Origin of the sequence: Burkholderia sp. 4NA327C6 (assembly GCF_005502655.1) — a bacterium.
In the GTDB taxonomy this organism is placed as follows: Bacteria; Pseudomonadota; Gammaproteobacteria; order Burkholderiales; family Burkholderiaceae; genus Burkholderia; species Burkholderia contaminans.
In genome coordinates this window covers 17,633-31,569 of sequence record NZ_SCNZ01000055.1, presented here as the reverse complement: position 1 = coordinate 31,569, position 13,937 = coordinate 17,633, and the positions used below count along the sequence as shown (strand labels likewise).

Sequence of the window (13,937 nt, the reverse complement as noted above, 5' to 3'; positions counted from 1 at the left end):
AATGCAGAACTCAGGTGATGATCTGCACCGCGGCCTAGAGGAGCGACACGTAAGCCTCATGGCACTCGGTGCCGCCATCGGCGTCGGGCTATTTCTCGGATCGGCGACCGCAATCAAGCTCGCTGGTCCTGCAATCTTGATTTCCTACGTTGTCTGCGGTCTCGCGATCTTCGTTATCATGCGTGCCCTCGGAGAGATGGCTGTACACAATCCCGTTTCCGGCTCATTCAGTCGATACGCTCGCGACTACATCGGCCCGCTAGCGGGATACCTGACTGGATGGACGTACTGGTTCATGTGGATCGTCACTTGCATGGCCGAGATTTCTGCTGTCGGCGTGTACATGCATGTCTGGTATCCCGACATACCGAACTGGATATGGGCTTTGGCCGCACTCGTACTCATGGGCAGCATCAACTTCATCGCAGTGAAGATGTACGGCGAACTCGAATTCTGGTTTGCGCTGGTGAAGGTCGCGACGATCATTCTGATGATCGTTTCTGGCTTCGGCGCGATCTTCTTTGGAATCGGAAATGGCGGCGTCGCCACGGGCATTCACAATCTCTGGACGAACGGCGGCTTTTCCCCCCATGGTCTCTCGGGATTGATGTTGGCGTTACCGATGGTCGCGTTCTCGTACGGCGGGATCGAAATGCTTGGCCTGACAGCAGGCGAGGCGAAAAATCCGAAGAAGTCGCTATCACGCGCAGTCAACTCGGTGTTCTGGCGGATTCTGATTTTCTACGTCGGCGCCCTGTTCGTCATCATGGCCATTTACCCGTGGAACGAAATCGGCAGCCAAGGAAGTCCCTTCGTCATGTTGTTTGACAGAATGGGCGTTCCTGCTGCAGCTGGCATCGTGAATTTTGTCGTTCTAACTGCTGCATTGTCGTCTTGTAATAGCGGCATTTTCAGCACCGGCCGTATGCTGTTCAATCTGGCGCAGCAAGGTCAAGCACCCGCGTCGCTAGCCAACACCTCCGACAATGGAGTCCCACGTCGGGCGATTCTGATATCCGTGGCGCTTCTCTTCGTTGGCGTGGCGCTCAACTATTTGGCCCCGACCGAAGTGTTCACGTGGCTGAGCGCGATTTCCGCGTTCAGTTCGGTCTGGACATGGGGCGTCATTCTGCTTGCACAGATCGGATTCCGAAAGTCCGTGTCGCGAAGCGAGGTGAACCGGATGACGTTGCGGGTACCCTTCTTCCCGTACACGTCCTATCTCGCAGGACTATTCCTGGTCGCGGTGCTGATCGTCATGGCATTTCACTCCGACACCAAGATTGCGCTCATCGTCGGTCCTGCGTGGATTGCCTTGCTCGTCATGCTGTACTACGCGCGAGGCTATAGTCGCGCATCCACCGATGGTCGCGCCAAAGAGGTAGCTTCCCGATAACGGAAGCCATGAATCGCTCAGCCACACCACGCAGGAGAATGTGTCGGCTGAGCGAATAAGAAATATGGTCGGTTGAATCGCTTATTCCAATGGTATCGAATACTCGGGGAGCCGATCTCAGCAGAGTAGCTCGTCTCTCAACACATGCGCTAATCGATCTCTCGCTTCGTAACCATCTTTGCTTCCACGCTCTACGTACTGAGCAAGGCTCAGCATTTCATTTGGGCACAATTGTTCGGACGATGTTCGCGTCGTTCTACCTCTTCGACGCCGGATTCGGCAAAGGCGAATTGTCCATTTTTAGCACTGCCGACGTGATGCTCGGTGAACTCGCCTTACGCGCTCGCGCCAACACTGGATGGAGCATGAAGTCGGACTTGGTTCCGGTTACGGCCAGATTGCTCGAACTCTTTGACAACCAGCTGCAGACTGCACCGCTTGACGAACTCGTTGCAGCACATCAAAGAGCCGAGGGAAATTTCAGTGCGCCTCCGCGTGAACGCTTGTCAATTGCCGCGCTCATACAACGCTCAAAGAGAAGCAGCCCGAACGCTTCGGCTCGATGGTGAATGCTCCTTCGAAGCCCACACGCACGTAGCTTCGCGATGGCAAATTCCACGATCTCCGGAACCGGCAAACCCAGTGGGTCTCCATGCACCAACAGAGGTAAGCGTTCGCCGTTCTCGAAATGAACTTCACGAATTGCGTATCGGGTCACGCCGGGCTCCATTCGACGAATGGAACCCATTTTTTTGCCGATCAGGCAGGTTCCGCCTAGATCGAGAATGTGCAAACGAAAAAAGACCCGAAGTTCCAGGCTAAATCGTTGATTTAGCTCAGAAATTCGGGTCCATCCTTCCACTGGGAACTAACGTTCCTCTTAGAACGGAATATCGTCGTCCATCTCGTCGAAGCCGCCGCCTGCCGGTGCGCTCGGACGGCTTTGCGCGCCGCCGCCTGCACCACCACGCGCCGCGCCGCCGGCACGACCACCGCCGCCACCGCCACGCTCCATCTGCTCGCCACGACCGCCGCCACCACCACCACCGTAGCCGCCGCCGTAACCGCCTTCGTCACCGCCGCCACCGCCGCCGCCCGCACCACCGCGGCCGCCGAGCATCTGCATCTGGTCCGCGACGATTTCGGTCGAGTAACGATCCTGGCCGTCCTGACCCTGCCACTTGCGCGTGCGGATGCGGCCTTCGATATAGACCGACGAACCCTTCTTCAGGTACTCGCTGACGATTTCCGCCAGGCGACCGAAGAACGCGACGCGATGCCACTCGGTCATTTCCTTGAAATCGCCGCTAGCCTTGTCCTTGTAGCGGTCGGTCGTCGCGAGACGGATGTTCGCAACCGCGTCGCCGCTCGGCAGGTAACGGACTTCAGGATCGGCGCCGAGATTGCCGACGAGGATGACCTTGTTGACGGATGCCATGTGTTTCTCCAGTAAATTCGATGCCGGGCCGCCCGCTCATGCTGTCGGTGCGGCCCGCCGGGCAAGCCGGCGAAAGTCGCCGGCGCCTGCCCGAAGTAAGTTCAGGCCTTGCGCGGCGGCGCTTTCATGCTGGCCGCGATTATAAGCCACGCGGCAACGAGCCCCGAGCACGTGTAGAACACCGTATTGGCGCCCCCGTGCTTCAGCAGCCAGCCGCCCACGATGCCGCCGAGCGCGAGCCCGATCGACTGCGTGGTGTTGTAAACACCCGTGGCCGCACCCTTGCGCGAACCGGGCGCAAGCTTCGACACGAGCGACGGCTGCGACGCTTCCAGGATGTTGAAGCCGAGGAAGTAGACGAAAAGAACCGCAGCCACAATCAGGATGGTATGCGGCGCGCTGCCCAGCAGCAATTGGCCGATCAGGATAGCCAGGATGCCGCCGAGCAGCACCGGCTTCATCTTGCCCCGTTTTTCCGCGGCGATGATCGCCGGGACCATCATCACGAACGCGAGCCCCATCACCGGCAGGTAGACCTTCCAGTGCGAGGCGACCGGCAGGCCGCCGTCGACGAGCAGGCGCGGCACGACGAGGAACAGCGCCGTCTGCGTGGCGTGCAGCACCAGCACGCCGAAGTTCAGGCGCAGGAGCTCGGCGTTGTGCAGCACCTCGCCGAACGGCGCGGGCACGTGCACCGGCTTGGCCGCATCGGGCACGATCCACAGCACGACGCCGATCGCGAGGATCGACAGCACGCCGACGATCGCGAACAGCCCGCTCATCCCGACCCAGTGGAACACGATCGGCGCACCGACGATCGCGACCGCGAACGACACGCCGATCGAGCCGCCGACCATCGCCATCGCCTTCGTGCGGTTCTGCTCCGAGGTCAGGTCGGCGATGAACGCGAGCACCGCGGACGACACCGCGCCCATCCCCTGGATCACGCGGCCGACGATGATCCACGTGATGTCGTGCGCGGACGCGGCCACGAAGCTGCCGATCGCGAAGATCACGAGGCCCGTGGCGATCACCGGCTTGCGGCCGAACTTGTCGGACGCCCAGCCGTAGAAGATGTAGAACAGCGACTGCGTGACGCCGTAGGCCCCGAGCGCGATGCCGACGAGCAGCACGTTGTCGCCGCCCGGGATGGTTTTCGCGTAGACCGAGAACACCGGCATGATCATGAACAGGCCGAGCATGCGCAGCGCGAAGATCGCCGCGAGCGACGTGGTCGCGCGCAATTCGGGCGCGGTCATGCGGGAAGACGTGGCAGACGGATTGGACATCGGGAATGAATTTCGAATGATCGGAATGTCCGCCCGACACCGGGCGGCGGAAGATCAGGACCAGTGGCCCGGGAGGCTTGGCCGGCAACACGTCGGGGCAGGATTCAGGCAGCCCGCAGGCCGCCCGGAACCGCGCGGCGCGGCCGCTGCGGCCACTTTTCCCGGCGCAGGCGCCATCTTGCTGCCACCTGCTGCTAAGGCTGGGGACCCCAAACGACGGCCTCGAAAAGCCGTTATAGTAGCAGGTTTGGTTCCCTCCATTTTCGCCAGGCTCATGGAACAGATCCGCATCCGTGGGGCGCGTACCCACAACCTGAAAAACGTCAATCTCGACCTGCCGCGCCACAAGCTGATCGTGATTACCGGGTTGTCCGGGTCGGGCAAGTCGTCGCTCGCGTTCGATACCCTTTATGCCGAAGGCCAGCGCCGCTACGTCGAAAGCCTGTCCGCGTATGCCCGCCAGTTCCTGCAGCTGATGGAGAAACCCGACGTCGACCTGATCGAAGGCCTGTCGCCGGCGATCTCGATCGAGCAGAAGGCGACGTCCCACAACCCGCGTTCGACCGTCGGCACGGTCACGGAAATCCACGACTACCTGCGACTTTTGTTCGCACGTGTCGGCACGCCGTACTGCCCCGACCACGACATCCCGCTGGAAGCGCAGAGCGTGTCGCAAATGGTCGACGCGGCGCTCGCGCTGCCCGAGGAAACCAAGCTGATGATCCTCGCGCCCGTCGTCGCGGACCGCAAGGGCGAGCATGCCGAGCTGTTCGAGGACATGCAGGCGCAGGGTTTCGTGCGCTTTCGCGTGCGCTCGGGCGGCGGCGCCGCGAACGAAGGCGTCGCGAAGATCTACGAGGTCGAGTCGCTGCCGAAGCTGAAGAAGAACGACAAGCACACGATCGACGTCGTCGTCGATCGTCTCAAGGTGCGCCCGGACATGAAGCAGCGGCTCGCCGAATCGTTCGAGACGGCGCTGCGCCTCGCCGACGGCCGCGCGATCGCGCTCGAGATGGATACCGACCGCGAGTACCTGTTCAGCTCGAAGTTCGCGTGCCCGATCTGCTCGTACTCGCTGCAGGAGCTCGAGCCGCGCCTGTTCTCGTTCAACAACCCGATGGGCGCGTGCCCGGAATGCGACGGCCTCGGCCAGATCACGTTCTTCGACCCGAAGCGGGTCGTCGCGCACCCGTCGCTGTCGCTCGCCGCCGGCGCCGTGAAAGGCTGGGACCGCCGCAACCAGTTCTACTTCCAGATGCTGCAGAGTCTCGCGGCGTTCTACGAATTCGACATCGACGCCGCGTTCGAGGATCTGCCGGAAAAGATCCGGAAGGTGCTGCTGTTCGGCTCGGGCAAGCAGACGATCCCGTTCTCGTACATCAACGAGCGCGGCCGCACGACGATCCGCGAGCACGTGTTCGAAGGGATCATCCCGAACCTCGAGCGCCGCTACCGCGAGACCGATTCGGTCGCGGTGCGCGAAGAGCTGTCGAAGTACCAGAACAACCAGCCGTGCCCGTCGTGCGACGGCACGCGCCTGCGCCGCGAAGCACGCCACGTGCGGATCGGCACGGGCGACTACGCGCGCGGCATCTTTGAAATCAGCGGCTGGCCGCTGCGCGACGCGCTCGGCTATTTCGACGGCCTGTCGCTCGACGGCGCGAAGCGCGAGATCGCCGACAAGGTCATCAAGGAAATCGTCGCGCGCCTCACCTTCCTGAACAACGTCGGCCTCGACTACCTGTCGCTCGAGCGCAGCGCGGAAACCCTGTCGGGCGGCGAGGCGCAGCGCATCCGGCTCGCGTCGCAGATCGGCTCGGGCCTCACGGGCGTGATGTACGTGCTCGACGAGCCGTCGATCGGCCTGCACCAGCGCGACAACGACCGCCTGATCGCGACCCTCAAGCACCTGCGCGACCTCGGCAACTCGGTGATCGTCGTCGAGCACGACGAGGACATGATCCGCACGGCCGACTACGTCGTCGACATGGGCCCGGGCGCCGGCGAACACGGCGGCGTGATCGTGGCCGAGGGCACGCCGAAGCAGGTGCAGTCGAACCCGCAGTCGCTCACCGGCCAGTACCTGGTCGGCAAGCGCACGATCGAGTACCCGGACGAGCGGCTTGCCCCCGATCCCGAGCGGATGCTGCGCATCGTCGACGCGCACGGCAACAACCTGAAGCACGTCGACCTGGAGCTGCCGGTCGGCCTACTGACCTGCATCACCGGCGTATCGGGCTCCGGCAAGTCGACGCTGATCAACGACACGCTGTATCACGCGGTCGCGCGCCACCTGTACGGGTCGTCGGCCGAGCCGGCGCCGCACGAGGCGATCGAGGGCCTCGAGCACTTCGACAAGGTGATCAACGTCGACCAGTCGCCGATCGGCCGCACGCCGCGCTCGAACCCGGCCACGTATACGGGCCTGTTCACGCCGATCCGCGAGCTGTTCTCGGGCGTGCCGACCTCGAAGGAGCGCGGCTACGATCCAGGCCGCTTCTCGTTCAACGTGAAGGGCGGACGCTGCGAATCGTGCCAGGGCGACGGCGTGCTGAAGGTGGAAATGCACTTCCTGCCGGACGTCTACGTGCCGTGCGATGTGTGCCACGGCAAGCGCTACAACCGCGAAACACTCGAAGTGCAGTACAAGGGCAAGAACATCAGCGAAGTGCTCGACATGACGGTCGAGCATGCGTACGAGTTCTTCAGCGCGGTGCCGGTCATCGCGCGCAAGCTGAAGACGCTGCTCGACGTCGGCCTCGGCTACATCCGCCTCGGCCAGTCGGCCACGACGCTGTCGGGCGGCGAGGCGCAGCGCGTGAAGCTGTCGCTCGAGCTCTCCAAGCGCGACACCGGCCGCACGCTGTACATCCTCGACGAGCCGACCACCGGCCTGCACTTCCACGACATCGCACTGCTGCTGGCAGTGATCCACCGGCTGCGCGACCAGGGCAACACGGTCGTGATCATCGAGCACAACCTCGACGTGATCAAGACGGCCGACTGGGTGATCGACCTCGGCCCCGAAGGCGGTGCCGGCGGCGGCCAGATCATCGCGCAGGGCACGCCCGAGCAGGTCGCGAAGACGAAGGCGAGCTTTACCGGCAAATATCTCGCGCCGCTGCTCAAGCGCACGGCCCGCAAGGTCGCGACCGGCTGACGCGTCCCCCCTGCCTCCCGCGCGCGGCCGTCCGGCCGCGCGCCCTTGCGCACCGCCGAACCGGCCCCCCATTCTCGTTTTCCCTCCTGCGTTTACACCATGCGCCAAACGGCCCCGTTGCGGACCATAATGGCGGCTATACTTTACGGTCGTAAGGTTCGCCGTACGCACCAATCCGGTGCGGCGCCGGGCGAACACGGCTCTGCCGCGCATTCCGCGGCATGACACACGAACGACAGGAATCCACGATGGAGAAGCAACCAGACTCGTCGCGCGATGCGCAGAATCGCGAACCGCACCTGCGCAGCGTGCGGCTGACGAGCGACTTCAGCCTGCCGAAGCTGTCGGCACTCGAGATCGGCAGCTATGCGTTCGCGATCCTCGCGATGTGGCTCGTGATCGAACTCAAGCTGCTCGGCGGCTTGCTGGCCGGCCTGCTGGTCTACCAGCTGATCCACACGATCGCCCCCGTGATCGAGCGCCACACCACGAGCATGCGCGCGCGCTGGGTCGCCGTCGTGCTGCTGTCGATCGCGATCGTCGGCGCGTTGACGGGCCTGACGATCGGCATCATCGAACACTTCGAGCGCACGGTGCCGAACCTGCAAAGCCTGCTCGACCAGCTGATGCAGATCGTCGAGCAGACCCGCGCCCGCACGCCGGCCTGGATCGCGAACCTGCTGCCCGTCGATGTCGAGCAGATGAAGACGAAGGCCGCCGTGCTGATGCACTCGCACATGGACCAGCTCCAGCAAAGCGGCAAGAGCGTCGCGCGCGGCTTCGGCCACGTGCTGTTCGGGATGATCATCGGCGCGATGATCGCGATCGGCGTCGAACACGGCAAGGTGCGTCGTCCGCTGTCCACCGCGCTCGTCACGCGCGTGTCGCGCTTCGCCGACGCTTTCCGCCGGATCGTGTTCGCGCAGATCAAGATCTCGGCGATCAACGCAACGTTCACGGGCATCTACCTGCTCGTCGCGCTGCCGATCTTCCACCAGCGGCTGCCGCTGTCGAAAACGCTCGTGCTCGTCACGTTCATCGTCGGCCTGCTGCCCGTGATCGGCAACCTGATCTCGAACACGCTGATCGTCGCCGTGTCGCTGTCGGTCAGCATGGGCACCGCGATCGCGTCGCTGGCGTTCCTCGTGATCATCCACAAGCTCGAATACTTCCTGAACGCGAAGATCATCGGCGGCCAGATCGAGTCGCGCGCCTGGGAACTGCTGCTCGCGATGCTGATCATGGAGGCCGCGTTCGGGCTGCCGGGCGTGATCGCCGCGCCGATCTTCTACGCGTACGTGAAACGCGAGCTGTACCTGCTGCGGCTGATCTGAAGCAGCCCGGCTGCCAGCGCAGCGATAAAAAAACGCCGCGCCCCGTGAAGGGCGCGGCGTTTTTGTTTGGGGCGGCCGGCGATCCGGGGGCCGGCCATCCGGCGGCTGGCCAGAGACCGGCCGGGGCCAGGCCGTCCGGCACCCGCCGAATCAGCGGAACACGACCGTCTTCGTCCCGTTCAGCACGATCCGGTGCTCGACGTGCCACTTCACCGCGCGCGCAAGCGTCACGCATTCGACGTCGCGGCCGATCGCGGTCAGCTGGTCGGGCGTCATGCTGTGGTCGACGCGCTCGACTTCCTGCTCGATGATCGGGCCTTCGTCGAGATCGGTCGTCACGTAGTGCGCGGTCGCGCCGATCAGCTTCACGCCACGGTCGAACGCCTGATAGTAAGGCTTCGCGCCCTTGAAGCTCGGCAGGAACGAATGGTGGATGTTGATCGCGCGGCCGGCGAGCTGCTTGCACAGGTTCGGCGACAGGATCTGCATGTAGCGCGCGAGCACCACGAGATCGGCCTGGTGCTCATCGATCACTTCCAGCACGCGCGCTTCCTGCGCGGCCTTCGCGGCATCGGACGAGCCGCCGATCAGCGGGAAGTGATGGAACGGGATGTTGTAGCTCGCGGCGAGCTGGTAGAACTCCTTGTGGTTCGACACGATCGCCGGGATCTCGATCGGCAGCTGGCCGGTGCGATAGCGGAACAGCAGGTCGTTCAGGCAGTGGCCGATCTTCGACACCATGATCACGACGCGCGGCTTCACGGCCGCGTCATGCAGCTCCCAGCGCATCGAGAACTGTTCGGCGAGCGGCGCGAATTCCTTGCGAAGCGTGTCGAGCGCCGACGCGGCATCCGCGCCGCCGCCGTCCTGCTCGAAGTGCACGCGCATGAAGAATTCACTGGTGCGGCTGTCGCCGAACTGCGCCGAATCGAGGATGTTGTTGCTGCGCTCGAACAGGAAGCCCGAGACCGCATGGACGATGCCGTGCCGGTCGGGGCACGACAGTTTCAAGATAAAGCTGTGATCGGTCGGCATGACCGCTACTCCCTTCGTTTCCGTATTCGTCAAATTGCCCGTTCGCACCGCCAGGCTGCGTGCGCGGCACGCGTCACGCGGCCGGTGCGAACAGGGCGTCGATGCCCGCCGCGTCGGCCGCCGGGATCCAGCGGTGGCGCAGCAGCGTATCGAGCGTCGCGAGGCTCGCATCCATCGTCGCGCGGCCGGCGCGCAGCCAGCCGATCACCTCGGGCACACCGGCCAGCAGGTGCTCGGCCACTTCGCCGTCCTGGTTGCGCGGCGCGAAGTCGCGCGGCAGCGGCAGGTCGTACACGAAGATCAGTTCGGACTGCGTGCCTTCCGGCAGCGAGCACAGCACCTGCACCGCGCGGCCGGCGATCGCGCGCGCGGCCAGTTCGGCCGGAATGCCGGCTTCTTCCCAGCATTCCTTCGCGAGCGTCTCGTGAACGCCCAGCCCCCAGCCGATCCCGCCCGCGACGACGTTGTCGAGCATGCCGGGATCGGTTGCCTTGGTCTCGCTGCGGCGGCCGAGCCACATCTGCGGCGCGGCCGCGGCGGGCGGCTCGCCCGGTGCAGCCGCATATTCTACGATGCCGTTCAGATGCACCGCGTAAGTCTGCGTACCGAAGAAGCGCGACGCGGCGCGCTCGATATATGCGAGCGGCGGATCGTCGAAGCGATTGCGGATCGCGTAGATCTCGTCGCGCCAGCCGGGAATCGCGCCTTCGGCCGCGAGCGCGCCGATCGCGCTCGCCAGCGCCATGCTGCGTGAGTCGACCGAGTCGTAGCGCGCCGACAGCACGACGCGCTCGTCGGTCAGCTCGAACACGTCGGGCCAGCGGGCGAGCATCGCAACGTCGTGGCGGCGCACCCAGCCGACCGCCTGGCCGGCGATCTCGAAGCGCAGGTGCGCGGCCGGATCGAAGCGGCGCGCGGCCGCAATGCACGGAAACGTCATCGCGATCAGTCCTTCAGCGCGACGCGGATGCCGATTGCGATGAACGTCGCGCCGGCGATCCGGTCGAGCCACACGCCGGCCTTCGGGCGGCGCTTCAGCCATGCGCCGATCATGCCCGCGCCGACGCCGAACAGCGAAAAGACCGCGGCCGTCTGCAGCATGAACAGCGCGCCGAGTTCGAACATCTGCAGCGTCACGCTCTGCGCGCCGTGCGGATCGACGAACTGCGGCAGGAACACGACGAAGAACAGCGTGACCTTCGGGTTCATCAGGTTGCCGATCACGCTCTGCCGGAAGATCGTGCCGAGCGGCTGCGGCGGGCGCGCGTGCGCATTCGAGAGTCCCTGGCTGCGCAGCGCCTTGATGCCGATCCACACGAGGTACGCGGCGCCCGCGAGCTTCAGGATCTCGAACGCGACCGGCGACGAACGCAGCACGGCCGCGACGCCGAGCGCGGCGAGCGTCGTGTGGAACAGGATCCCCGCCGTGAAGCCGAGCGCGGCGACGAAACCGGCCGCGCGACCCTGCGAGATGCCGCGTGCGAGCACCTGCAGGTTGTCGGGACCCGGCGCGAACGTGATCGCGATCGACGTGGCGAGAAACAGCATGAAGTTGGGCATCGTGACCTCGCTGCGTAACGTGGAAGCTCAGGCAGGCCGGCGTTCAGTGGCCGGCGAATTCGGTGACGGTATAAACCGGCAGTCCCGCATTGCGCAGCAGCGCCGAGCCGCCGAGATCGGGCAGGTCGATGATCGCCGCGCCTTCGACGACTTCCGCGCCGAGCCGCTGCAGCAGGTTGCGCCCCGCCATCATCGTGCCGCCGGTCGCGATCAGGTCGTCCATGATGATCACGCGGTCGCCGGGGCGGCACGCGTCTTCGTGGATCTCGACCGTCGCGCTGCCGTATTCGAGGTCGTACGATTCCGAGCGCGTCTTGTACGGCAGCTTGCCGACCTTGCGGATCGGCACGAAGCCGACGCTCAGCTCGTACGCGACGATCGGCGCGATGATGAAGCCGCGCGCGTCGAGCCCCGCGACGTAGTCGAGTTTCGCATCGACATAGCGCTCGACGAACAGGTCGACGAGGATGCGCAGCGCCTTCGGGCTCTGCAGCAGCGTCGTAATGTCGCGGAACATCACGCCCGGCTGCGGCCAGTCGGGCACCGTGCGGATCTGGCTGTGGATGAAGGCGACCGGATCGAGCGGTGCGCCCGACGACGAATGCGGCATGAAACTCTCCGAAAAAAACGGTGCGCGAAGATCGGGCACCGTTTCGAATAAATACGGGTCAGGTTATCAAACCAGGCGCGCCTCAGGCGGCCACGACCGGCGGATCGCGCCGATGGCGCGACAGCCGCTCCTCTGCGAGCGCGAGCGCCTCGGGCAGCCCGCGCAGCACGACGATGTCGCTCGCGCGCAGCTTGGTTTGCGGATCGGGTTCGACGCCGCGGATACCGTGCCGGCGAATCGCCGTGACTTCGAGGCCGAGTGCATACAGCCCCAGTTCCTCCAGCGAACGCCCGACCGCGTCCGCGCGCGCATCGACCGGCACCGATTGTAGCCGCACCTGCTCGTGGTCGTCGTCGTCCGCGTCGTCCGCGCCGCGGAAATAGCCGCGCAGCAGGCTGTAGCGTTCGTCGCGCATTTCCTCGACGCGCCGCACGACCTTGCGCATCGGCACGCCGACCAGCACCAGCGTGTGCGACGCGAGCATCAGGCTGCCCTCGACGATCTCCGGAATCACTTCGGTCGCGCCGGCTGCGAGCAGTTTCTCGAGATCGGCATCGTCGACGGTACGCACGATCGCGGGCAGCGTCGGCTCGAGTTCGTGCACGTGATGCAGCACCCGCAGCGCGGACGGCGTGTTCGCGTAGGTGATCGCCACCGCCGCCGCACGGTGGATACCGGCCGCGAGCAGCGACTCGCGGCGCGCCGCGTCGCCGAACACGACCGATTCGCCCGCCGCCGCGGCCGCGCTCACGCGATCGGGGTCGAGGTCGAGCGCAACGTACGAAATGCCTTCCTGCTCGAGCATCCGCGCCAGGTTCTGGCCTGCGCGGCCGTAGCCGCAGATGATCACGTGGCCGCGCTGCTTGAGGCTTTGCGTCGCGATCCGCGTCATCTGCAGCGACTGCTGCATCCATTCGGTCGACGACAGCCGCATCACGATCCGGTCGGCGTTCTGGATCAGGAACGGCGCCGCGAGCATCGACAGCAGCATCGACGCGAGGATCGCCTGCAGCAGCGTCGAATCGACGAGATGCCGATCGAGGATCAGGTTCAGCAGCACGAAGCCGAATTCGCCGGCCTGCGCGAGCCCGATGCCGGTGCGCATCGCGACGCCCGGTGTCGCGCCGAACAGCCGCGCGAGCCCGGCGATCATCGTCGCCTTGAACAGGATCTGCCCGACGAAGAAACCGAGCACGAGCAACGGGTGCTCCCAGATCACGCGCGGGTCGAGCAGCATCCCGGTCGTCACGAAGAACAGGCCGAGCAGCACGTCGCGGAACGGCTTGATGTCCTCCTCCACCTGATGGCGGAACGGCGTCTCGGAGATCAGCATCCCCGCGATGAACGCGCCGAGCGCGAGCGACAGGCCGAAGCGGTCGGTGATGAACGCGGCGCCGAGCGTGACGAGCAGCAGGTTCAGCACGAACAGTTCCTGCGAGCGGCGCCGCGCGACGACGTTGAGCCAGCGCGTCATGAAGCGCTGGCCGATGACCAGCAGCAGCGTGAGCGCGATCACGATCTTGACGGCCGCGAAGCCGAGCGTGATCGCGAGGTCCTTCGACGATTCCGCGCCGAACGCGGCGATCACGATCAGCAGCGGCACCACCGCGAGATCCTGGAACAGCAGCACGCCGAAGATGTTGCGGCCGTGCTCGGTCTCGATCTCGAGCCGCTCGGCGAGCATCTTCGACACGATCGCCGTCGACGACATCGCGAGCGCGCCGCCGAGCGCGATGCTGCCCTGCCACGTGATGTGCACCCAGTGCTCGAACAGCATGCCCAGCACGAGCGCGAGCACGAGCGTCGCGACGACCTGCAGCAGCCCGAGCCCGAACACGAGCCGCTGCATCGCCCTCAGCTTCGCCAGCGAGAACTCGAGGCCGATCGAAAACATCAGGAACACCACGCCGAATTCGGCGAGATGCTCGGCCCGCTCCAGATCCGCCGCGATGCCGAACGCATGCGGGCCGACCAGGATGCCGACGGTCAGGTAGCCGAGCATCGGCGGCAGGTTCAACGAGCGGAATACGACGACGCCCACCACTGAGGCCAGCAGCAGCAGCAGGGTCATTTCGAGCGGGGAAATCACGGGCGAAGCGTCCTCGTTCGTCGGGG

General features: G+C 65.0%; 11 protein-coding genes. 3 read left to right on the top strand and 8 right to left on the bottom strand.

Features of this window, described 5'->3' with window-relative positions; translation table 11 throughout:
- Position 1 precedes the first annotated feature (1 nt).
- Positions 2-1,396, top strand: a complete 1,395-nt coding sequence (locus FFS49_RS35655) for an amino acid permease (protein ID WP_105815133.1) — start codon at positions 2-4, stop codon at positions 1,394-1,396.
- A gap of 460 nt (positions 1,397-1,856) precedes the next feature.
- Here FFS49_RS35655 and FFS49_RS35650 read toward each other — a convergent pair whose 3' ends face one another.
- From FFS49_RS35650 to FFS49_RS35640, 3 genes are all read right to left on the bottom strand, one after another.
- Positions 1,857-2,258 (bottom strand): hypothetical protein, encoded by a 402-nt coding sequence (locus tag FFS49_RS35650; protein ID WP_137910459.1) that lies wholly within the window; start codon positions 2,256-2,258, stop codon positions 1,857-1,859.
- Positions 2,259-2,276: 18 nt separating this feature from the next.
- Positions 2,277-2,834: a single-stranded DNA-binding protein gene (locus tag FFS49_RS35645; RefSeq protein WP_021162583.1), complete on the bottom strand. Its 558-nt coding sequence runs from the start codon at positions 2,832-2,834 to the stop codon at positions 2,277-2,279.
- Positions 2,835-2,935: 101 nt separating this feature from the next.
- Complete coding sequence (locus FFS49_RS35640) at positions 2,936-4,123, bottom strand: MFS transporter (protein ID WP_039345983.1); 1,188 nt, start codon at positions 4,121-4,123, stop codon at positions 2,936-2,938.
- Positions 4,124-4,397: 274 nt separating this feature from the next.
- Between FFS49_RS35640 and uvrA the strand changes: the two genes are divergently transcribed.
- Positions 4,398-7,283, top strand: coding sequence for an excinuclease ABC subunit UvrA (gene uvrA, locus FFS49_RS35630; protein ID WP_105815132.1), 2,886 nt, complete (start codon positions 4,398-4,400; stop codon positions 7,281-7,283).
- A 248-nt stretch (positions 7,284-7,531) separates the two neighbouring features.
- Positions 7,532-8,617, top strand: coding sequence for an AI-2E family transporter (locus FFS49_RS35625; protein WP_039345986.1), 1,086 nt, complete (start codon positions 7,532-7,534; stop codon positions 8,615-8,617).
- Positions 8,618-8,767: 150 nt separating this feature from the next.
- Here the strand turns inward: FFS49_RS35625 and purU are convergent, their stop codons facing one another.
- The 5 genes from purU to FFS49_RS35600 form a co-directional block, all read right to left on the bottom strand.
- A complete protein-coding gene (purU, locus tag FFS49_RS35620) occupies positions 8,768-9,652 on the bottom strand; it encodes a formyltetrahydrofolate deformylase (protein ID WP_039345989.1) in 885 nt (294 codons plus the stop codon).
- A 73-nt stretch (positions 9,653-9,725) separates the two neighbouring features.
- Positions 9,726-10,592: a DUF4743 domain-containing protein gene (locus tag FFS49_RS35615; protein ID WP_105815131.1), complete on the bottom strand. Its 867-nt coding sequence runs from the start codon at positions 10,590-10,592 to the stop codon at positions 9,726-9,728.
- Positions 10,593-10,597: 5 nt separating this feature from the next.
- Entirely contained in the window at positions 10,598-11,212 is a 615-nt protein-coding gene (locus tag FFS49_RS35610; protein ID WP_089461660.1) for a LysE family translocator, read from the bottom strand.
- 43 nt (positions 11,213-11,255) lie between these two features.
- On the bottom strand, positions 11,256-11,822 hold the full coding sequence (locus FFS49_RS35605; RefSeq protein WP_011353218.1) for an adenine phosphoribosyltransferase: 567 nt from the start codon (positions 11,820-11,822) through the stop codon (positions 11,256-11,258).
- A gap of 82 nt (positions 11,823-11,904) precedes the next feature.
- On the bottom strand, positions 11,905-13,911 hold the full coding sequence (locus tag FFS49_RS35600) for a monovalent cation:proton antiporter family protein (protein ID WP_105815130.1): 2,007 nt from the start codon (positions 13,909-13,911) through the stop codon (positions 11,905-11,907).
- Between the last annotated feature and the right edge of the window lie 26 nt (positions 13,912-13,937).